Annotated in this window: 19 protein-coding genes and 1 pseudogene; 13 read left to right on the forward strand and 7 right to left on the reverse strand. The window is 68.6% G+C overall.

Annotation, left to right across the window (positions count from 1 at the left end; genetic code table 11):
* Position 1 precedes the first annotated feature (1 nt).
* The 6 genes from DFP85_RS02575 (at position 2) to DFP85_RS02600 (ending at position 6472) form a co-directional block, all read left to right on the forward strand.
* Positions 2-1207 carry a CaiB/BaiF CoA transferase family protein gene (locus DFP85_RS02575; protein ID WP_133634656.1) on the forward strand — a complete coding sequence of 402 codons (1206 nt, stop codon included), beginning with the start codon at positions 2-4 and terminating at the stop codon, positions 1205-1207.
* Between the two features lie 100 nt (positions 1208-1307).
* Entirely contained in the window at positions 1308-2303 is a 996-nt protein-coding gene (locus DFP85_RS02580; RefSeq protein ID WP_133634657.1) for a Bug family tripartite tricarboxylate transporter substrate binding protein, read from the forward strand.
* On the forward strand, positions 2300-2776 hold the full coding sequence (locus DFP85_RS02585) for a tripartite tricarboxylate transporter TctB family protein (RefSeq protein ID WP_133634659.1): 477 nt from the start codon (positions 2300-2302) through the stop codon (positions 2774-2776). The genes DFP85_RS02580 and DFP85_RS02585 overlap by 4 nt, the downstream gene beginning before the upstream one ends.
* A 9-nt stretch (positions 2777-2785) precedes the next feature.
* Positions 2786-4282, forward strand: coding sequence for a tripartite tricarboxylate transporter permease (locus DFP85_RS02590; protein WP_133634661.1), 1497 nt, complete (start codon positions 2786-2788; stop codon positions 4280-4282).
* A gap of 64 nt (positions 4283-4346) precedes the next feature.
* On the forward strand, positions 4347-5696 hold the full coding sequence (locus DFP85_RS02595; protein ID WP_133634663.1) for a deoxyguanosinetriphosphate triphosphohydrolase: 1350 nt from the start codon (positions 4347-4349) through the stop codon (positions 5694-5696).
* Between the two features lie 2 nt (positions 5697-5698).
* The gene (locus DFP85_RS02600) at positions 5699-6472 is read left to right on the forward strand and encodes a ribonuclease T2 family protein (protein ID WP_133634665.1); all 774 of its coding nucleotides are present in this window, start codon (positions 5699-5701) and stop codon (positions 6470-6472) included.
* On the opposite strand, the gene DFP85_RS02605 is transcribed toward DFP85_RS02600, so the two are convergent.
* Positions 6473-7384 (reverse strand): nuclease-related domain-containing protein, encoded by a 912-nt coding sequence (locus DFP85_RS02605; protein ID WP_133634668.1) that lies wholly within the window; start codon positions 7382-7384, stop codon positions 6473-6475.
* A gap of 93 nt (positions 7385-7477) precedes the next feature.
* On the opposite strand from DFP85_RS02605, the pseudogene DFP85_RS02610 reads away from it, so the two are divergent.
* Positions 7478-8338: pseudogene (locus DFP85_RS02610) on the forward strand (NAD-dependent protein deacetylase); the annotation flags it as partial.
* A gap of 21 nt (positions 8339-8359) precedes the next feature.
* Here the strand turns inward: DFP85_RS02610 and DFP85_RS02615 are convergent.
* Positions 8360-8734 (reverse strand): translation initiation factor Sui1, encoded by a 375-nt coding sequence (locus tag DFP85_RS02615; protein ID WP_133634771.1) that lies wholly within the window; start codon positions 8732-8734, stop codon positions 8360-8362.
* A 112-nt stretch (positions 8735-8846) separates the two neighbouring features.
* Positions 8847-9530 carry an HAD family hydrolase gene (locus DFP85_RS02620; protein ID WP_133634669.1) on the reverse strand — a complete coding sequence of 228 codons (684 nt, stop codon included), beginning with the start codon at positions 9528-9530 and terminating at the stop codon, positions 8847-8849.
* Between the two features lie 236 nt (positions 9531-9766).
* Between DFP85_RS02620 and DFP85_RS02625 the strand changes: the two genes are divergently transcribed.
* Positions 9767-10150, forward strand: coding sequence for a DUF6394 family protein (locus DFP85_RS02625; protein ID WP_133634671.1), 384 nt, complete (start codon positions 9767-9769; stop codon positions 10148-10150).
* A 62-nt stretch (positions 10151-10212) separates the two neighbouring features.
* Positions 10213-11964 (forward strand): potassium channel family protein, encoded by a 1752-nt coding sequence (locus DFP85_RS02630; RefSeq protein ID WP_133634673.1) that lies wholly within the window; start codon positions 10213-10215, stop codon positions 11962-11964.
* Between the two features lie 66 nt (positions 11965-12030).
* On the opposite strand, the gene DFP85_RS02635 is transcribed toward DFP85_RS02630, so the two are convergent.
* Positions 12031-13068: a sodium:calcium antiporter gene (locus DFP85_RS02635; RefSeq protein WP_166644577.1), complete on the reverse strand. Its 1038-nt coding sequence runs from the start codon at positions 13066-13068 to the stop codon at positions 12031-12033.
* 418 nt (positions 13069-13486) lie between these two features.
* Between DFP85_RS02635 and DFP85_RS02640 the strand changes: the two genes are divergently transcribed.
* Positions 13487-13819, forward strand: a complete 333-nt coding sequence (locus DFP85_RS02640; protein WP_424955073.1) for a hypothetical protein — start codon at positions 13487-13489, stop codon at positions 13817-13819.
* A gap of 223 nt (positions 13820-14042) precedes the next feature.
* A complete protein-coding gene (locus DFP85_RS02645; RefSeq protein WP_133634677.1) occupies positions 14043-14330 on the forward strand; it encodes a DUF4235 domain-containing protein in 288 nt (95 codons plus the stop codon).
* 18 nt (positions 14331-14348) lie between these two features.
* Here the strand turns inward: DFP85_RS02645 and DFP85_RS02650 are convergent, their stop codons facing one another.
* From DFP85_RS02650 to DFP85_RS02660, 3 genes are all read right to left on the reverse strand, one after another.
* The gene (locus tag DFP85_RS02650) at positions 14349-14912 is read right to left on the reverse strand and encodes a COG4315 family predicted lipoprotein (protein ID WP_166644578.1); all 564 of its coding nucleotides are present in this window, start codon (positions 14910-14912) and stop codon (positions 14349-14351) included.
* Positions 14913-15004: 92 nt separating this feature from the next.
* Positions 15005-16021 (reverse strand): asparaginase domain-containing protein, encoded by a 1017-nt coding sequence (locus tag DFP85_RS02655; RefSeq protein WP_133634682.1) that lies wholly within the window; start codon positions 16019-16021, stop codon positions 15005-15007.
* 95 nt (positions 16022-16116) lie between these two features.
* Positions 16117-17589 carry an alanine/glycine:cation symporter family protein gene (locus DFP85_RS02660; RefSeq protein ID WP_133634684.1) on the reverse strand — a complete coding sequence of 491 codons (1473 nt, stop codon included), beginning with the start codon at positions 17587-17589 and terminating at the stop codon, positions 16117-16119.
* 173 nt (positions 17590-17762) lie between these two features.
* Here DFP85_RS02660 and DFP85_RS02665 point away from each other — a divergent pair, with 173 nt between their 5' ends.
* Positions 17763-18575 carry a helix-turn-helix transcriptional regulator gene (locus tag DFP85_RS02665; protein WP_133634686.1) on the forward strand — a complete coding sequence of 271 codons (813 nt, stop codon included), beginning with the start codon at positions 17763-17765 and terminating at the stop codon, positions 18573-18575.
* Between the two features lie 109 nt (positions 18576-18684).
* The gene (locus tag DFP85_RS02670; RefSeq protein ID WP_243737183.1) at positions 18685-19287 is read left to right on the forward strand and encodes a histidine phosphatase family protein; all 603 of its coding nucleotides are present in this window, start codon (positions 18685-18687) and stop codon (positions 19285-19287) included.
* The last annotated feature ends 30 nt before the right edge of the window (positions 19288-19317 follow it).

Here is a 19317-nt window from a genome sequence, read left to right on the forward strand (position 1 = left end):
GATGTCCGACCACCCATCTCCCGCCGCCGGGTCCCTCGCGGGGATTCGTGTCATCGACCTGACCCGGGTGATCTCCGGCCCCTTCTGCACCCAGATCCTGGGCGACCATGGGGCCGAGGTGATCAAGCTGGAATCCCCGGGACGCGGCGACGTCGTGCGCGGCCAGGGCAACATGGTCAACGGCTTCAGCTGGTACTTCGCCCAGTTCAACCGTAACAAGCGCTCCATGACGCTGGACCTGCGCCAGGAGGCGGGCAGGGCGGTGCTCCGCCGGTTGCTCGAGGAGGCCGATGTGCTGGTGGAGAACTTCCGGCCCGGCGTGCTGGCCAAGATGGGCCTCGATGACGAGACCCTTCGGGCACACTACCCGCGGCTGGTGGTCGGGCGCATCAACGGCTTCGGCTCCACCGGCCCCTATCGCGACCGCCCGGCCTATGACTTCATCGCCCAGGCCATGAGCGGTTTCATGGGCGTCAATGGCCCGGGCGACGGCGAGCCCATGCGGGCGGCCCCGCCGATCAGCGACATGGTGGCCAGCCAGAACCTGGCCTTCGGCATCTGTGCCGCCCTGGTCCGCCGGGAGCGCAGCGGTCAGGGGGATATCGTCGAGACCGCCCTGACCAATGGCCTGATCGGCATGATGGGGTACCTGGCCGCGGAGTACTTCGCCACCGACCGGGTGCCCGCGCGCACCGGCAATGACCACCCGATGCTCTATCCCTACGGTCTCTTCCGGGCCAGCGATGGCGAGGTGGCCATAGCCCCCAGCAACGACGCCATGGTGGAGCGCCTGCTCAGGGCCCTGGAGATGCTGCACCTGCTGGACGACGAGCGCTTTGCCGACAATGCCCGGCGCATGGCCAACCGGGAGGCGCTGCGCGAGTGCCTGACGGCGGTGACCGAGACGCGCAGCGTCGACGCCTGGATCGACCATCTCAACCGGGCCGGCGTGCCCTGCGGACGCGTCCACGACCTGCGCGAGACCTTTGCGGACCCCCAGGTCCAGGCACAGCAGATGCGGATCGAGCTCGACCAGGGCGAGCTCGGGCGGATTCCCGTGACCGGCTTCCCGGTGAAGATGCAGGAGGCCCCGGCGGCGGTGCACCATCCCGTGCCGCGTCTCGGCGAGCACACCCGCGAGGTCCTGGTGGAGCTCGGCCTCGATGATGGCGAGTTGAAGGCCCTGGAGGCGCAGGGCGTGATTTGAACCTACCCTGCAGAGGGTCCCGGGCCCGGTGGGGCGCGTGGCCATGACAACCGTCGCGATAGAAGACAGTCGCTATAACAACAACAGGAGGATCAACCAGATGCCAACCAAGAAGCACGCCACCCGGAGACTTGCCGCCTCTGCCCTGCTCGGCCTCGGCCTGGTTGCCGGTATGCCGGCCCATGCCCTGCCCATCAGCGAGTGCATCGCCCCGGCGGATCCCGGCGGAGGCTGGGACTTCACCTGCCGCTCGGTAGGCAAGCTGCTGCTCGACCTCGAGCTGACGGACGGGCCGGTGCAGGTCACCAACATGCCGGGCGGGGTGGGCGCCGTGGCCTTCGCCAACGTCGAGAGTAACCGTGCCGATGACAGCGACCTGATCGTCGCCACCAGCACCGTGGGGGTCACCCAGATCGCCCAGGGCAAGTATCCCGGCGGCGCCGACACCATGCGCTGGCTGGCCATGCTCGGCACCGACGTGGGCGTCATCCTGGTCGACGACGAGAGTGAGTACCAGAGCCTCGAGCAACTGCTCGAGACCATGGTCGAGGATCCGGGGGCCCTGGCTGTCGCGGGCTCCAGCGGGGCCGGCGGCTGGGACCACATCCGGGCGCTGATGCTGGCCAAGGCCGCCGGCATGCCGGATGACCAGATCGGCAGCCTGCGCTGGGTGCAGTTCGATGGGGGCGGCCCCGCCGTGACCCAGATGATGGGCGGCCATGTGGATGTGGTCTCCACCGACCTGGGGGAGATCGCCGGCTTCATCGAGTCGGGCGACGTGCGCGTGCTGGGGGTGCTCTCCGAGGAGCCGCTGCCCGAGCCCTTCGCCGAGCTTCCCACCGCCGCCTCCCAGGGCTATGACGTGGCCGGTTACAACTGGCGAGGCTTCTATACCGGCGGCGAGGTCTCCGACGCGGACTACGCCGCCCTGGTGGAGGACCTCCAGGCGCTCTACGACAGCGACGAGTGGAAGGAGGTCGCCCAGCAGAACGGCCTGGTCCCCCTGTGGCGCGGCGGTGACGAGTTCGATGCCTTCGTCCGCGACTCCATCGACGAGGTGGAGGCCATTTCCCGGGAGATCGGGGTCATCCAGTGAGTGATCCCCTGCAGGAGGACGCCGGGCGAGTGCCCGGCGTCATCGGCGACCGCATCGCCGGGGCCCTGTTGCTGGTGCTGGCGGTGGGGGGCTGGTGGCTCTCCCACGACCTGGAGTCGGGCTTCATGCAGCCCATCGGGCCGGGCGAATACCCGCGCCTGATCAGCCTGCCCCTGGCGGGGCTGTCGCTGCTGCTGATCCTGCGTCCCGGCGTCAACCAGCGCTGGCCGGGTCGCGCCGCCCTGCTGCGCCAAGGGCTGACCCTGCTGGTGCTGGCGAGCTTTGCCGGCCTGGTCAAGCCGCTCGGCTTCCTGCCGGCCTCCCTGGTGGCGGTGGTGCTGCTGGTTCGCCTGTTCGGGGTGGCCTGGAAGGCCGCCCTGGTCAGCGGCGCCGTGCTCGCCCTGGCCCTCTACGCGCTCTTCGAATTCGCCCTCGGTATTCCGCTTCCCGACATGCCGGGCCTGGACTGGTAACGCCGCGACATGGATATCCTCGCCTTCCTCGCCCAGGGCTTTGCCGTGGCCCTGGAGCCCCAGAACCTCTTCCTCGCCTTCATCGGCTGTGTCATCGGCACCCTGATCGGCGCGCTGCCCGGCCTGGGGCCGGTCAACGGCGTGGCGCTGATGATCCCGCTCTCCTTCAACTTCGGCCTGCCGGCCACGGGGGCGCTGATCCTGCTGGTCAGCGTCTACTACGGCTGCATGTATGGCGGACGCATCAGTTCCATCGTGCTCAATATCCCCGGCGACGAGCCGGCCATGATGACCACTCTGGACGGCTATCCCATGGCACTGCAGGGGCGGGGCGGCGAGGCGCTGGGACTCTCCGCGGTGGCCTCCTTCGTCGGCGCCGCGGTGGCCACCCTGGGGCTGGCGCTGTTCGCCCCCCTGCTGGTCCAGTTTGCCATCCGCTTCGGCCCGGCGGAGTACTTCGCGCTGTTCGTGCTGGCCTTCGCCACCATCGGCGGGGTCACCGGCGGCAGCCTGGTCAAGAGCTTCATCGCGGCCTTCCTGGGGCTGCTGCTGGGCAGCGTCGGCATCGATGCGGTGAGCGGGGTGCCGCGCTATACCTTCGGGCTCTACGAGCTCTACGACGGCATCGACTTCATCGTGGCCCTGGTGGGGCTGTTCGCCATCTCGGAGTGCCTGATCTACCTGGAGGACATTCGCGGCACCAGCCGCCCGACCCTGAAGCTTGGCTCGGCGATGCCCGGCGTGCGCTCCGCCGGCCACTGCGCGCCGACCATCGCCCGCGGCTCGCTGATCGGCTTCGTGGCCGGGGTGCTGCCCGGGGCGGGTGCGGCGCTGGGCAGCTTCCTCGCCTACATGCTCGAGAAGCGCTGGGTCGGGCGTGGCGGTCGCTTCGGCGAGGGGGATCCGCGCGGCGTGGCGGCGCCCGAGGCGGGCAACAACGCCGCCGCCGGCGGGGCGCTGATTCCCATGCTGTCGCTGGGCATCCCCGGCAGCGGCACCACGGCGATCCTGCTGGCGCTGCTGCTGTCGATGAACATCACCCCGGGGCCGCTGCTCTTCGAACAGCAGCCGGAGATGGTGTGGGGGCTGGTGGCGGCGCTGGTGATCGGCAACTTCGTGCTGCTGGTGCTCAACGTGCCGCTGGTGAGCCTGTTTGCCAGGGTGCTGCTGGCGCCGGGCTGGTTCCTGATGCCGATGGTGGTGATGGTGGCCTTCGTCGGCGTCTACTCGCTCAACAACAGCGCCTTCGACCTCTACATGATGCTGGGCTTCGGGGTGCTGGGCTATGCGCTGCGCAAGCTGGAGATCCCCACGGTGCCGGTGGTGCTGGGCCTGCTGCTGGGCGGACAGATGGAGTTCAACCTGCGCCGCGCCATGGCGATCTCGGGCGGGGAGTGGAGCATCCTGTGGAGCAGCGGCATCTCGGTGGGCATCTACCTCTTCGCCGTCACCCTGATCGTCGCCGGCCTGGTCTACTCCTGGCTGGTCAGGGGGCGCCTCGCCTAGGCCGTCCGGGCTGGGCGACGGCGTCCGGGGCTGCCAGAATGGGCCATCCAAGGAGAGAACGCCCATGACGCAGATGAGCTGGGAGCGGCTGCTCGACCCGGGGCGCCTGCACGACCGGCGCGGCGAGCGCCCCGGCGGGGGCCGCGACGAGATCGGCCGCAGCCCCTTCCACAAGGATCACGACCGCATCGTCTTCGCCGGTTCCTTCCGGCGACTGGGGCGCAAGACCCAGGTCCACCCGCTGACCGACAACGACCATATCCACACCCGCCTGACCCACTCCCTGGAGGTGGGCTGCGTGGGACGCTCGCTGGGCATGATCGTCGGCGAGCGGCTCAGCGGCCGCCTGCCCGACTGGATCACCCCGGCGGACCTGGGGGTGATCGTCCAGGCCGCCTGCCTGGGCCACGACATCGGCAACCCGCCCTTCGGCCATGCCGGCGAGTACGCCATCCGCGACTGGTTCGCCCGGGCCGCGGCCGATGGCAGCGGCCTGCTGGAGGGGCTCTCGGCCCCCGAGCGCCAGGACCTGCTCACCTACGAGGGCAATGCCCAGGGCTTTCGCATCGTCACCCAGGTGGAGTACAACCAGTTCCGCGGCGGCATGCGCCTGACCACGGCGACGCTCGGCACCCTGCTCAAGTACCCCTGGACCGTGGAGCACGGCGGGGCGGCCGGCAAGTTCGGCTGCTACCAGAGCGAGCGCGAGCTGCTGGCCGAGGTGGCCGAGCGGCTGGGCCTGCTGCCCCGCGGCGAGGGGCGCTGGTGCCGCCACCCGCTGGCCTGGCTGGTGGAGGCCGCCGACGACATCTGCTACGCGCTGCTTGACCTGGAGGATGGCCTGGAGATGGGCATCCTGCGCTACGAGGAGGTGGCCGGGATCCTGATCCAGATCGCCGGCGGCGAGCCGACCGACTATGCCGCCATGCAGCGCCACGGAGTCTCCCAGAGGCGGCGCATCGCCGCGCTGCGCGGGGCGGCCATGGAGCGGGCGGTGAACGACGTGGGGGCGGTGTTCGTGCAGCACGAGGCCGAGCTGCTGGGCGGGCGCCTCAAGGATGACCTGCTGGAACTCTGCCATCCGGACCTGGGCTGGGGCGTGAAGGCGGCCAAGCAGCTGGCTCGGGAGCGGATCTTCCAGAACGAGCGCAAGGCCAAGCTGGAGATCGGGGCCTATACCACTCTCGGCATCTTGCTCGAGGCCTTTATCGGGGCGGCCCACGAGTTGCACCACCATGGGCGCTCCACCTTCAAGCACCAGCGCGTGCTGGCGCTGATCGGCGAGAACACGCCGCGCCCCTCCTGGAGCCTCTACGACAGCTACCGGCGGATGCTCGACTTCATCGGCGGCATGACCGACCACTATGCCGTTGACCTCGCCCAGGAGATGGGCGGCCGGCTGCGGGGGGATTGAGCATGCGCGCCTGGTGCCGGCCGCTGCTGGGCCTGGCGGCGGCCCTGCTGGCCAGCCTCGCGCTGGCACAGGAACCCCTCGAGGGGCTGCCGGGCGAGGGCTTCGACCACTACACCCTGGCGCTGACCTGGCACCCCGGCTTCTGCGCGAGCCGCTCGCGCCCGCCCCGGGAGTGCCGTGAGCCGGACCTGCGCGAGGGGGCCGAGCGGGGCTTCGTGCTGCATGGCCTCTGGCCCTCGCTGCCCGAGCGCTTCGCCGCGCGTGGCGTCGACCGGCGCCGCTGGTGGCGCGAGGGCTGTTTCCTCGAGACGCCGCGGCCCGACGGCAGCTTCTGCCGCGCCCATCCGCCCCTCGACCTGCCGGCGGCGCTGGGGGAGGCGCTGGACGCCGCCATGCCGGGGCGTGCCAGCTGCCTGGACCGCTACCAGTATGCCAAGCACGCCGCCTGCCTGGCGCTGCCCGAGGCGGGGTACTTCTCTGCCTCGGTGGCACTGCTGGAGAGGGTCAACGCCAGTGCCTTCGCGGCCTTCGTGACCCTCAACCAGGGCGGCGAGGTGGGGCGCAATGCGCTGATCAATGCCTTCGAGGCGGCCTTCGGCGAGGACACGGGGCGTGCACTGCGCCTGGAGTGCCGCGGGCGCGGCAATCGCCTGCTCACCGAGGTGCGCATTGGCATCGATGCCGCTCGCCTGGCGGCATTCCCGGCGGCCGAGAGCCTGGTGCGCCAGGATCGCGGCCGCTGCGCGACCCGGGTGCGCATCGCCACCTTCGACTGATCAAACCGAGGGGCCCTCCAGGGGCGGCAGCTCCAGCAGGCTGGCACGATGGCGCAGGGCCGTGATCACGGCGTCGTGGGTGGCGTCGTCGACCTCGCCCAGCCGGGTCGCGGTGAGCCGCCGGGCCAGGTCGCCGCCACCCACCACCAGCAGGTCGTCCGGCGCCTGGCTGGCGTCGATCTCCCAGCCGGGCAGGGCCAGCACGCCCTTGACCGGCACCGGGCCGCCGACCTGGTGCTCGAGCCAGCCGGTCAGCCAGCGCGTGGCCTGGCGGGTCTTGCGCAGCGGCCGTCGCTCGCTCCAGCCCGGGAAGCGCAGGCGGTCCGACTCCACGGCGACCAGGTTGACCTCGCGGCCGCCGGGGGTGATGGCGGGGGTGCGGGCGCGGGTCTCGACCACGAAGATGCCGTGGGGGGTGACCGCCACATGGTCGATGGTATAGCCATCGCCGGGCACGTCGTGGAAGACGTAGTAGGGGTGAACCTCGGGGCGGATCAGCCGCTCGAGCTCCTGGCCCACGGCGAGCTCGCAGGCCAGTCCCAGCTTCAGCCGGCGGATGCGCTGGAAGTCGCGGATCAGCAGGAAGCAGAACACCAGCGCCAGCAGGGTGCAGAGCGCGCCGTAGAGCGCCCACTCGATCCAGTCCTGTTCGCTGGAGAAGAGCATGCGGCCCATGCCGTAGACCAGCGGCGCCAGGGTGACGATGGGGCCCAGGGCGCCGTCGAGGAAGAGCCCGGCGAAGGCGCGGTCGAGGCGGTCGCGCAGGGCCTGGCCCGGCTCGCGCAGCGGGTGGGCGTCGAAGGGCGAGCGTACCCGGGCATCGTGCAGGTTGCGCAGCGCCACCACGATCACCGCGGTGGCCGCCAGCGGGAACAGGAAGATCAGCGGGAGCAGGTATTCCAGCCAGGCCATCGGGATTCCTTGCCCTGAGGGGGAGCGCCCATTCTAGACAACCTCCCCCTCGCGGGGCCATGCTCTTTCGGCGTGGCAGGCGAGGGGCGAGCGATGGGGCATGAGGAGGCAGGCGTGAGACAGGCGACGACAGCGACACCGGCCCATGACCTCGAGGCGCTCGCCGCCTTCGTTGCGCGGTACCCGCGCCTGGCGGTGCTCACCGGCGCCGGCATCAGCACCGCCAGCGGCATCCCCGACTATCGCGACGACCGCGGCGACTGGAAGCGCCCGCCGCCGATGCAGCACCAGGTGTTCATGGCCAGCCATGCGGCGCGCCAGCGCTACTGGGCACGGGCCCTGGTGGGTTTTCGTGCCCTGCAGGAGGCCAGGCCCAATGCAGCCCACGAGGCCCTGGCGCGCCTCGAGGCGTTGGGCCACGTGAACGGCGTGATCACCCAGAACGTCGATGGCCTGCACCAGCGGGCCGGCTCGCGGCGGGTGATCGACCTGCACGGCCGCGCCGACATGGTGCGCTGCATGGGCTGCGGTGCCCGGCGCATGCGCCATGACCTGCATGCCGAACTGGCCGCCCGCAACCCCCGCTGGCTGGAGGCCGGGGCCCGGGCGGCTCCGGACGGCGACGCCGACCTGGAGGCCGACTTCTCGGGGTTCCGGGTGCCCGGGTGCACGCGCTGCGGCGACGGTATCTACAAGCCCGACGTGGTGTTCTTCGGCGACAGCGTGCCGCGCGCCACCGTGGAGGCCGCCTTCGCCCTGCAGGCCCAGAGCGATGCGCTGCTGGTGGTGGGCTCCTCGCTGATGGTCTTCTCGGGCTTCCGCTTCGCCCGGGCGGCGGCCCGGGAGGGCCAGCCCATCGCCTGTCTCAATCTCGGCCGTACCCGGGCCGATGACCTCTATGCGCTCAAGGTCCAGGCCCCGGCCGAGACCCTGGGCGCCCTGTGCGGGATGCTGGAAGGGGGGCACCCCGGGGCCTCAGCCGCCGGCCAGCCTGACCCGGTAGCCGCGCTTCTCGAGCTCGCCCTTGAGCAGCTCGCGGTGGTCGCCCTGGATCTCGACGACGCCCTCCTTGACCGCCCCGCCGGTGCCGCAGCGCTTCTTGAGCGCCTTGGCCAGGGCCTTGAGCTCGGCCTCGGGCAGCGGGATACCCTCGAGGGTGGTCACGCCCTTGCCCTTGCGGCCGCTGGTCTCGCGGCGGATGCGCACGATGCCGTCCAGTTCGGCCAGGCGGGCCTTTTCGGCCTGCTCGGCACACGCGCACTCGGCCAGGGGCCGGCGGCACTCCGGGCAGGTATCGCCATGTTCGGTGGAGTAGACCAGCCCGCCGAGCTGGTCCTTCAGGGTTGCCATGTGGAGCTCCTCGCGTTCGAGAGTGTCCGGGCGATGATAGCCCCGCCGTCGGGTGGCTGCATCCGTGGAAGAACCTGTCCACAGGCGGTCTGTCGGGAAGGGGGTGTGGATATCAGGCGTGGGCGGCCAGGGCACGCCCAGTCTCCAGGTGGCCGATCACCGTGGGCAGCTGGAACATGTTGCTGATCATGATGGCGCCGGCCGGCGTCTCCTCGACGTCGGGAAAGCGGTTGAGGTGGATCACCGTCATGCCGGCCGCCAGGGCGCCCCTGACGCCCACCAGGGCATCGTCGATGACCACGCACTCCTCGGGCGCGAAGCCCATCAGGCTGGCGGCATGGCGGAACAGGCAGGGGTCGGGCTTCCAGCAGTTGGCCGTGTAGGCGCTGAACAGGCGATTGCCGAACACCTCGGCGAGCCCGGTGGCCGCAAGCGAGGTGCGGATCTTGTTCTCCGGGCCGTTGGAGACGACCCCCATGGGATGGCCGGCGAGGGCGGCCAGGGCCTCGGTGGCGCCCGCGATCGCGATCAGTTCGCTGGCCAGGCGCCGGTTGAGGTTGGCGCGCATGCGGCTCTCGAGGGTGTCGAGCCGCGCCGGGTCCACACTGCCGTGGCGGCGCTCCAGTTCGGCGACGATGTGGCGAAAACGGGCCCCGCGGAACTCTCCCATGTAGTCGCTGGCCTGGAAGGGCAGGCCAGCGTCGGTCAGGCAGGACGACATCTCGTCGGCGAGCAGCGGCTCGCTGTCGACCAGGGTGCCGTCACAATCGAAGAGCAGGCAGAGGGGGCGTGCCATCACCGGGCCTCACGATGAATCAGAACGTTATAAGCTCATTGTTACAGATGTCGGGTCTTCCTGCCCAATATTAAAGCCCAGTTTCCCTATTTTGTGAACAGTGTTCTTGAATGTCGGGACGCTGCTGGCGTCACCGCTCCATGCCAGCGTGGCGGTGATCGGCGCTCCCTGGCAGCATTCGCGGCCACCGGGGCTCATGCCTATACTGACGGCGCGTCCCGGCCAGGAGCAGGCCCATGAATCTCGAACGCGTCGTATTCGGTTTTTTCATCATTCTCACTCTGAGCCTGAATGCCGCGTTCGTTCTGGGTAGTATCGAGACGGCCGCCCATCACAATGTGTGGATTCTCACCTTGACCATCATCGTCAACCTGGTCGCCATCGGCCTCAAGCTGGGGGATCGCTCCCAGACCGGGGCATTGCTGTTGGCATCCGGACTGGTGGCCGGCTTCCTGCTGATCACCGCGCGCGTCGTCTGGATCGTCGCGGAGCCCGGTGGCGGAGACGCAACGGCACCTGACGACATGGCCGATATCGTCTCGATCGCCACAGGCGCGCTGGTCGCGAACATCGTTGCGACGGTGATCCTGGTCGGCGATACGCTGCTTGCCCGGCGCTAGCAGGGTGTGCGGGTCGGTTCAGTCGCAGCCGGGGTCCGGCACAGGCACAGGGGGATGAACGCGTGACGCCGACCTCCGATCTCGACCGCGTGGCAATGATCGTCCTGCGCTATATGCGTCGGCCGCTGTTCGCTCTGCTGTTCGTCTATTCGGTGGGCATCATCGGCATGGCCTTGATGCCGGGCCAGGTCGTCGATGGTGAGGCGACCCGCATGAACCTCTTCCATGCCTTCTATTTCTTCACCTATACGGCGACCACCACCGGCTTCGGTGAATTGCCGAACGGCTTCAGCGAGGAGCAGCGACTGTGGACGATCCTCTGCCTCTATACCGGCGTCATTGCGTGGTTCTATGCGATCGGCTCCCTGATCCATCTGGTCCAGAATCCCTACTTCATCCAGGCCATGGATGGCTTTCGTTTCGCCCGCAAGGTCGAACGCAACGCGGAGCCCTTCGTCATTCTCTGTGGCTTCGGTGATGCCGGCAGCCTGCTCGCCCGGGGCCTGAGTGACCACCGCATGCGGGCGGTGATCCTCGATGCCGACCCGGAACGCATCAAGGCGCTGGGGGTGCGTGACTACACGGTGCCGATGCCGGGACTTCACGCCGATGCCAGCGCGCCGAAACACCTGTTGGCCGCGGGGGTAGAGCACCCTGCTTGCCAGGCGCTGGTGGCGCTGACCAACAATAACGACGTCAACCTCAAGATCGCGGTGATGGCACGGCACCTCAACCCGGGGCTTCGGGTCGTCTGTCGTTCGACCTCTGCCCGCCATGAGGCCAATCTGCGGGCGCTGGACAATGTCACGGTCGTCGACCCGTTCGAGATCTTCGCCCAGCTCCTCTACTGGGCGATAGCACGCCCCGAACTGCACAATCTCAATGCCTGGTTCGTGGGCGCACGGGGCGTCGCACTCGGGGCCCCCTTGAAGGCCCCGCGGGGCAACTGGATTCTGTGCGGATACGGACGAATGGGGTACTGGGTTCATCGCTATCTCGGCGCCCATGGCGTCGGCTTGCGTATCATCGATCCCGACGTGGACGCCCAGGGGGACGGAGAGGATACGGTTCTGGTCCGGGCGCACGCCGATCATGCGGCCCTGGTGACCGCGGGGATTGACGATGCGGCCGGGATCGTCGTCGCGACGGATTGCGATGCCGACAATCTCAGTACGCTGTTGTCCGTGACGGAGCTCAATCCGGCGGTGTTTCGCATCGTCCGCCAGAACAGCCATGAGAACCAGGTCGCGTTCGATGCCGCGCGGGCTGACCTGGTCCTGCAGCCCAGCCTGACCACGGCGCGTCGTATCCTGAAGCTGCTGATCTCGCCCCTGGTCCAGGAGCTGATCGACTGGCTCGCGGAGCGCGAGCCGTCCCGGACGGAAGCCGTGGTGGCCCGTCTGCAGGCGACCGTGGGCGCGGAACCTCCCCACCTGTGGTCGGTGAGGCTGATTCCGGGGGAGGCCCCGGCCGTGACCCGATATCTCGACAGCGACGGCATGATTACGCTTGGTGCGCTGTGCCGCGATGCCCGCGCCTTCCCTGATGCGCTGCCGTGCGAAGCGCTCGCCGTTCGCCGGGAAGGCCGGTCGATCATGTTGCCAGACAGGGATTTTCCGCTCGAGGGCGGCGACGAGCTGCTGTTCTGCGGTGTGCACTGGGTGAAGCCGATACTGCAAGCGACACTCCATAATCCCTACACGCTTCGCTATGTCGTCACCGGGGTCGATGCGCCGCGCGGTTACCTGTTCGCATGGCTCGACGCGAGGTCACAGCGTCGTCGCAGCGATCACAGGCTGGCCGGTCGGCGGTGACGTTCCCGGTCACGAGGGTGCGTTGCGGCGGCCATGGTCGTCAGAATCTGCTGTCGGGGCTCGACGTCAAGGGGCCAGCAACAGGGTGAGCGCTCCTGCGAGGTAGCAGGCGATGATGCCGACGCTCTCGAAGCCGATACGTGCCGGCCCCTGCCGTTCGCGATGGATCATCCCGACCAACAGGATGCCGGTCATCAGCATGGATAGCGCGACCCACAGTGCGACCGTGTCGGGAATGGCGTGGTAGACCGAACCGCCCCGGTAGGCGATGTCCGAGGCTGCGACGAACAGGGTGTCGAAGGCGTTGCCGCCGATGATGCCCGCCACGGCCAGGGTCAGGGCGCCCCGCCGCACCGCCGCCACCGAGGTGACCAGCTCCGGCAGCGAGGTCACCACCGCCGTCATCAGCGCCCCCACCACCGACTGGCCCAGGCCGGTCTGGTCGGCGATCACCGCGGCACTTCGCTCCAGCAGCCAGCCGCTGATGCCGAGCATCGCCGCCAGGGCCGCGAAGGAGAGCCACAGCCGTGTCGCCGAGCGCCTCATGGCCTGCTCGTCGGGCACGTCGGGCTCGGTCTCGCGGGTCTGGGCGGGGCGCCACATGGGGTTGTCGCGGCTGCGGTCCACCAGGCGCAGGCCGAACAGGTAACCGATCAGCAGCAGCGGGGTGATGGGGTGTACCTGCCACAGGGTCCATTCGGGGGCGAAGCGCCCGACCAGTACCAGCGACAGCAGGCACAGCAGCAGGCCTGCCTGCATCAGGTTGCCGAGCGAGGCGGCGGCGTGTTCCAGGTTGGCGCGCCGGTGGGTGATGTCGGCGATGGTAAGGAACAGCGTCTGCACGGCGATGCCGCCCAGGGCGTTGCTCATCGCCAGGGTCGGGCGGTCGGCCAGTGCCGCCGAGACCGACACCACCATGCCCGAGAGGGAAGTGGCCATGCCCAGCAGCACCGCGCCGGCGATGGCCTCGCCGAGGCCGGTGCGATCCGCCAGGTCGTCGACGATCCCGGTCAGCCGGGTCCCCACGACACCGATCACCAGGGCGCAGCCGCCGAACAGCGCGAAGGCCATGCCGAGGGAGAGGTCGTCCAGCATCGGGATCATGGGGTTCGCCTCCCGGTCCTGGCGGTCGTGTCCCTTGCCGTCGGGCGTGGCGAGAGCAGCGCGCTGTCCATGAGGGCTCCTTGCGGCGGGGTGGTCGAGAGGAGCGTAGCGCGTTATGCCCCTCCCGGGCAGGGGACGAGCGCCTTCCGGTGGGTGTGCGGCCGGGGACCATGTGCCAGATCTCGCCACCGATAGGCCCTGGAGGGGCCGCATGCGCTGGCATGAGGGTCTGTGTTAAGTATCTGAAATTAAAAAATTATATTTCATTGCCCGGCATCCTGGCCCGACGGGTGCACTCTTCTGGGTGAGTGACGGCCGGCATGAACCGCTTGCACCACAGGGGCGTCACCGGCCGGGACGCAAAGCCAAGCGGCTTTCCTATCTCGCCAGTCCACGATGCGATGGAGGTGTGAACATGATGTCCAGGGAATCTCTCAAGAAGCTCGGCATCCTCGGTGTGTCCTTCGGCCTGATCGCCAGCCCGCTGGCCTTCGGCGCCGGTGACGAGGAGTACGAGCCCACCACCACCACGGAGCAGGAAGAGTCCAGCGGTTCCGGTGAAGCCATGGGTTCCTCCGGTGACAATGCCGGCACGAGCGGCACCAGCACCGAGTACGAGAACGAGGAGCAGGAGAAGCCGGAGTGGGAAACCTCTGGCTCCGATGACGGCGCCGGCCAGGAGTACGAGGAGGAAGAGGAAGAGTGGGATGAGCCTGAGGAAGGTGAAGACGACGAGGCGTCCACCTGGTAAGGCTCATTGCGAGCCACCCCGGGTGGCTCGCGCAATTTCGTGATGGCAGTCTTCAGAGCGAAGAGGCGTTGCCGCCCCGTTGACCGGGGCGGTTTTTTTCGTGCGGCTCCGCCGAGCGGGGGAAGTCTTCCGGCGCGGGGTCGGCTAGCATGAAGCGAGGGCCGCAGGAGGCGGCCGACGCCGCCTCCTGCGGCAGGACCATGTCTCGGCAAGCGAGGTAACGATGAAGCAGGATACCCTCTGGTCCCTGGTCGGCTCCGCCGCGGCGGTGGCCGCCGGCGTGATGGCCCGCAGGGCCGCCGACAAGGCCTATCGGCACGAGGTCGGCGACGCCCCTCCGGCGAATCCCGACGAGCCGGAGGTGGGCTGGCGCCAGGCCCTGCTATGGGGGGCAGCCACCGGTGTGCTGGTCGGGGTCGTCCGGGTGGTGGGCCGCCGCGCCGGCCGCGAGGCCCTGCACCGGGCCCGTCCCGGCCATGGCCGGCGGGCGCTGCGTCGGTTCGGGCGATAGCGCCGCCCCCCGGGCGGGCTAGGGCGATGCCTCGGCGCGCTCCCCCGCCTCGATGCGCGCTCCGTCGGGCGACAGCAGGTACCAGGCGGCGCCCAGGTGGATGACATCCTGGCCGAGGGCATCGCCGGCAGCCTTGTCGCCGGAGAAGTAGTAGAGCGGCCAGCCGTCATAGGTCACCTGGCGGCTGCCATCCTCGCGCTCGATGGTACCCAGCAGGTCGGCATCCAGGTGTTCGCCGGCCTGGGGCTCTTCCTGGGTGGCGTAGGGCGGCCAGGCGATGGCACAGGTCTGGTCGCAGGTGCTGTTGTCGGCCCCTGGCTGATCGTTGGCGAACAGATAGAGGCTCATGCCGTCGGCATCGGTCAGGTAGCGCCCGTAGGGGGACTGCTCGCGGGTCTCCACCCGTGCCTGGTCGGCGGGGTCGGGGGCGCTCTGCAGGTCGGGGTCGGCTTCACTGGCACGTTGTCCTTCCACCGAGGCGGCGTCGTTGCCGTTGGCGCCGTCCTCCGCCAGGCTCGACTGGCTGCCAAGCAGCAGGAGGAGCAAGGTGGCGATCCCGAGCAGTTGCCAAGCAGGTTTCATGTCGTCTCTCTCCATGGTGACGCTTCGCCTTCACTCTAGGTAGGCCCGGCGAGGGGCTGCAAGTGGTGAACTCCCGGGGGCAATCGGTCAGGTCACTGCGCAGCCATCTCCCCGCGCAGCGGGGTGGCCAGGGCCGACCGCAGCTCCTCGCCCTGCAGGCCATCGGCGATCAGCACCTGAAGCTTGGTCAGCGCTGCCTCCGGGGTCAGGTCCTGGCCGGCGATCACGCCCGCGACATGCAGCGCCGCGCCGGTGGCATAGGTGCCCTGCACCACTCGGCCCTGCAGGCACTGGCTGACATTGAGTATCGCGATGCCTGACTGGGCGGCCCGCGTCAGCCGGTCGATCAGCGCGCCCCCCAGGCCTGGGGGGTTGCCCACGCCATAGGTCAGCAGCACCAGCCCCTTGAGCGCCGGCTCTGCCAGCATTGCATCCAGCAGCGATTTCGACAGCCCAGGGTGCACGGGCAGCATGGCTACCGCGCCCGAGGCGAAGTGACGCTGCGTGAAGTCCGGGGTGCCGGGCGGCAGGGCCCGATGGGGATGCAGGCTCAGGTGGATGCCGGCCTCGCCAAGCCACGGAGCATCCGGGGAGTCGAAGGCATCGAACCCCTGGCTGCGTACCTTGCGCGCCCGGTTGCCGCGTAACAGCCGGTCGTGGAAGACAATGCTGACTTCCCGGGGGACGGCGGGGTCGGCTGCCACCAGTAGGGCGGTGGTGAGGTTGTTGACGGCATCGCTGCGCGGTTCGCCGAGCGGAATCTGTGCGCCGGTGAGCACCACGGGCTTGTCGAGGGGGCCGAGCATGAATGACAGCGCCGAGGCGGTGTAGGCCAGGGTGTCGGTGCCGTGCAGCACGATGAAGGCGTCGTATTCGTGCCAATGCTCGGCCAGCGCCGCGACGATGCGGTTCCAGTCGGCCGGGGCGATATCGGCGCTGTCGATCAGCGGCGCCAGTTCGATGAGTCGGTAGGCGGGCAGGGCATCCGGGGCCTGGCCATTCAGGTGCCTGGCCAGGCGCCCGGAAAAGCCGGCCGCCGGCACATAGCCTCGGGGGGAGGGCTGCATGCCGATGGTGCCGCCGGTGTGCATTATCAGCAGGCGGGGCATGGTGGGGGTCCTGGCTGGAAGGAAGAGGACAGGCCCCTCCCGCTCGGGCGGGGCCGTGGGCTTGCCTTGGGTGTCGGGCAAGCGGGTGAGGCGGGTCACTGCCGGGCGCGGGCCGGTGCGTTGCCGAGGACGTCATGCATGCGCTCGAGGTCTTCCGGCTCGATCTCCCAGGCCTTGGGATCCAGGTCCATGTCGGGGTGCTGGGTGGCATCGAAGATCGGCTGCTTGATGCCGTCGCGGATCTGGCCGTCGAAGTCCCTGAGGATGCGCAGGCCCGGCTTGAACAGCATGATCAGGGCGATCAGGTTGGCCACCGCCAGCAGGCCCATGGTCACGTCGGCAAAGCCGAACACGGTGCCCAGATCGGTGGTCGCGCCCCAGCATACCAGCAGCACGATGGCGACGCGGAAGGCGTTGAACAGGGTATGGTTGTCTCGGCTGAAGAAGTTGAGGCTGTTTTCGCCCAGGTAGTAGTTGTAGAGGATGGTGCTGAAGGCGAACAGCAGCAGTGCCAGGCTGACGAAGGTGCGTCCCCATTCTCCGACGTGATCGGCCATCGACGCCTGCGTCAGGGCAATGCCTGCGACCTCATTGGTCGAGGCCGGATCGTAGACGCCGCTGAGCAGAATCATGAAGGCCGTAGCCGAGCAGATGATCACGGTGTCGATGAATACCGAGAAGGCCTGCACGATGCCCTGGTTGGCGGGGTGCGGCACATAGGCCACCGCCGCCACGTTCGGGGCGCTGCCAAGCCCTGCCTCGTTGGAGAACAGGCCGCGCTTCACGCCCATCATGATCGCTGCTCCAATGCCGCCGCCGATGGCCGGTTCCAGGCCGAAGGCGCTCTTCACGATCAGCGTGATCACCGCAGGAAGCTCGCTGATATTCATGATCAGAACGAGCAGCGCGATCAGGATATAGCCACCGGCCATGAAGGGGACCAGCACTTCGGAAATGCGTGCGATGCGCTTGATGCCACCGAAGATGATCAGCCCTACCAGCATGGCCAGGGCGAGGCCGCTGTAGAGCACCGGCACGCCGAAGGCGTCGCCGAAGGAGGTCGCTACCGCATAGGACTGCAGGGCGGTGAACCCGAAGCCGAAGGTGACCAGCAGCAGAATCGAGTAGAGCCCCGCCAGCCAGGACCAGCGGCTACCCAGCCCTTTGCGGATATAGTAGGCAGGTCCACCGCGGTAGGTGCCGTCCGCTTCGGCCTCCTTGTAGGTCTGTGCCAGGGTGCACTCGAGGAAGCTGGTCGCCATGCCCATCAGGCCGACCATCCACATCCAGAACACCGCCCCTGGGCCGCCGAGGGTGATGGCTACGGCCACGCCGGCGATGTTGCCACCCCCGACGCGCCCGGCCACCGAGAGCACCAGTGCCTGGAAGGAGCTGAGGTGGCCGTGCTTGTCGCGCCTGAAGGCCTGGCTGGCGCCGAGGATCTGGAACATGCGGCCGAAGTAGCGGAACTGAACGAAGCGAGAGGCCACCGTGAAGCCGACGCCGACCGCGATCAGCAGCACGAGCAGGACCTTGCCCCACAGCAGGTCGTTAAGGAAATTCAACATGAATTGTCTCCGCTCTTGTGTTGTTGGGATTGCGCTTGCGAGTCGTGTGTCCGATTTAATCACCTTGCGAGCGGGATGGAATTTGACGCCCTGTTGCAGCCTGGCGCACCATTCTTCGCACAAGGTGCATCAGACTGCACCAGTCTTCGGGTGTCATGGGCGGGGACATCGATATGCATCACGACTTCGCGGCCAATCTGCGGCTGCTGTGCAGCTATTACCGCTCCATCGCCGAGGTTTGTCGCCGACTAGACATAAACCGGGCCCAGTTCAATCGTTACCTGAGCGGTCGTTACAAGCCTGCCGACAGCACCATGCGTCGCATCTGCGACTTCTTCGGAGTCGAGGTCCACGAGATCCTCTTGCCCCACGATGACTTTCAGCCATTGGTCCGGCTGCGTCCCGAGACGCTGGGTGGCCCCTCGCGGCAAGCGTCCTCTCCGGGAATTCCCGCCACGCTTCTCGAGAATGGGCGGCTGGGCATGTCACGCTATCTTGGCTGCTATCATGAGTATTACCTGTCAATGTCCCAGCCCGGACGCGTGCTGTGTACCCTGGTCTGCCTCGAGCGGCGCGGCGACGCCGTGCTTTACCAGCGCACCGAGCGCATGCCGTCCCTGGCCGGTGGACGCTCCTGCCACAATCGTTACCGTGGAGTGGCTTTGTTGCTGACCGATCGCCTTTTTCTCGTCGATCATGAGTCGCTAAACGGCCACGAGATCACCCAGACCATCCTGTTTCCCAGCTTCAAGAGTCATGTGTCCCGGCTCACCGGCCTCAAGTTAGGCGTGGCCGACAGCAGCGAGCGGATGCCCTGCTGCGTGCGGGTGGTCTACGCTCGGCTGAGCGACACGGTCAGCCCTCGTCGCGCCTTGGCTGGCTGCGGTGTGTATGCCCCGGATGATCCCGCCCTCGATCCCGACATCGTCGCGGCGATCCGCAACGAGGTCGGTCGCGACGAATGGCACTTCCGGGCGCGTTACTAGGCCAGTGCCTGTCCGGCCGGTTGGCCAGACCGCTCTGGCCGGGTGATGTAGGCTAGGCTGAACGCACGAGGGGGCCTGTCCCCTGTGCTCAGCTTGCGAGGTCAACGAGATGCGACGCCTTCCGATGCCATCGCGGCAGGCCTTGCTGGTGCTGGCCCTTCTGTTGCCAGCCATCATGGGCCTGGCTTCTCCCCGTCAGGCCGACGCTCAGGCACGGCAGGACGAGGCGGCGGCCTGGGCCGCGCTGGCCGGCGGCGGGCATGTGGCGCTGATGCGCCATGCCCTGGCCCCCGGCATCGGCGACCCGGCGGGTTTCGTGCTCGACGACTGCACCACCCAGCGCAACCTTTCCGCAGAAGGACGTGAGCAGGCGAGCCGGATCGGCGAGCGGTTTCGCGAGAAGGGTATCGAGGTGGCGGCGGTGCGCTCCAGCCGCTGGTGTCGTTGCCTGGAGACCGCCGAGCTGCTGGGGCTCGGCGAGGTCATTCCCACCCCGGCGCTGGACTCCTTCTTCCGCGACCGTGGCGAGGCCGACGATCGCACCCGCGCCGCACGCGCCATGATTCGCGACTGGGATGGCGAGGGCACGCTGGTGCTGGTCACCCACCAGGTCAACATCACTGCCCTGGTGGGCGGTGGCGTCGGATCCGGCGAGATCGTCGTGGCCAGGCCGAGTGGCGAGGGCCTGGACGTGGTCGGCCGCCTCCGCTGAGGTTGGCATGCGCCGGAAACGACAGGGGCG

It is taken from the genome of Halomonas ventosae, assembly GCF_004363555.1.
Taxonomy (GTDB): Bacteria; Pseudomonadota; Gammaproteobacteria; order Pseudomonadales; family Halomonadaceae; genus Halomonas; species Halomonas ventosae.

Coding starts and splice junctions, on each gene's coding strand:
- DFP85_RS02575 (WP_133634656.1), top strand. CDS start 2: ATGTCCGACCACCCATCTCCCGCCGCCGGGTCCCTCGCGGGGATTCGT.
- DFP85_RS02580 (WP_133634657.1), top strand. CDS start 1,308: ATGCCAACCAAGAAGCACGCCACCCGGAGACTTGCCGCCTCTGCCCTG.
- DFP85_RS02590 (WP_133634661.1), top strand. CDS start 2,786: ATGGATATCCTCGCCTTCCTCGCCCAGGGCTTTGCCGTGGCCCTGGAG.
- DFP85_RS02595 (WP_133634663.1), top strand. CDS start 4,347: ATGACGCAGATGAGCTGGGAGCGGCTGCTCGACCCGGGGCGCCTGCAC.
- DFP85_RS02600 (WP_133634665.1), top strand. CDS start 5,699: ATGCGCGCCTGGTGCCGGCCGCTGCTGGGCCTGGCGGCGGCCCTGCTG.
- DFP85_RS02605 (WP_133634668.1), bottom strand. CDS start 7,384: ATGGCCTGGCTGGAATACCTGCTCCCGCTGATCTTCCTGTTCCCGCTG.
- DFP85_RS02615 (WP_133634771.1), bottom strand. CDS start 8,734: ATGGCAACCCTGAAGGACCAGCTCGGCGGGCTGGTCTACTCCACCGAA.
- DFP85_RS02620 (WP_133634669.1), bottom strand. CDS start 9,530: ATGGCACGCCCCCTCTGCCTGCTCTTCGATTGTGACGGCACCCTGGTC.
- DFP85_RS02625 (WP_133634671.1), top strand. CDS start 9,767: ATGAATCTCGAACGCGTCGTATTCGGTTTTTTCATCATTCTCACTCTG.
- DFP85_RS02635 (WP_166644577.1), bottom strand. CDS start 13,068: ATGATCCCGATGCTGGACGACCTCTCCCTCGGCATGGCCTTCGCGCTG.
- DFP85_RS02640 (WP_424955073.1), top strand. CDS start 13,487: ATGTCCAGGGAATCTCTCAAGAAGCTCGGCATCCTCGGTGTGTCCTTC.
- DFP85_RS02645 (WP_133634677.1), top strand. CDS start 14,043: ATGAAGCAGGATACCCTCTGGTCCCTGGTCGGCTCCGCCGCGGCGGTG.
- DFP85_RS02650 (WP_166644578.1), bottom strand. CDS start 14,912: ATGAAACCTGCTTGGCAACTGCTCGGGATCGCCACCTTGCTCCTCCTG.
- DFP85_RS02655 (WP_133634682.1), bottom strand. CDS start 16,021: ATGCCCCGCCTGCTGATAATGCACACCGGCGGCACCATCGGCATGCAG.
- DFP85_RS02660 (WP_133634684.1), bottom strand. CDS start 17,589: ATGTTGAATTTCCTTAACGACCTGCTGTGGGGCAAGGTCCTGCTCGTG.
- DFP85_RS02665 (WP_133634686.1), top strand. CDS start 17,763: ATGCATCACGACTTCGCGGCCAATCTGCGGCTGCTGTGCAGCTATTAC.
- DFP85_RS02670 (WP_243737183.1), top strand. CDS start 18,685: ATGCGACGCCTTCCGATGCCATCGCGGCAGGCCTTGCTGGTGCTGGCC.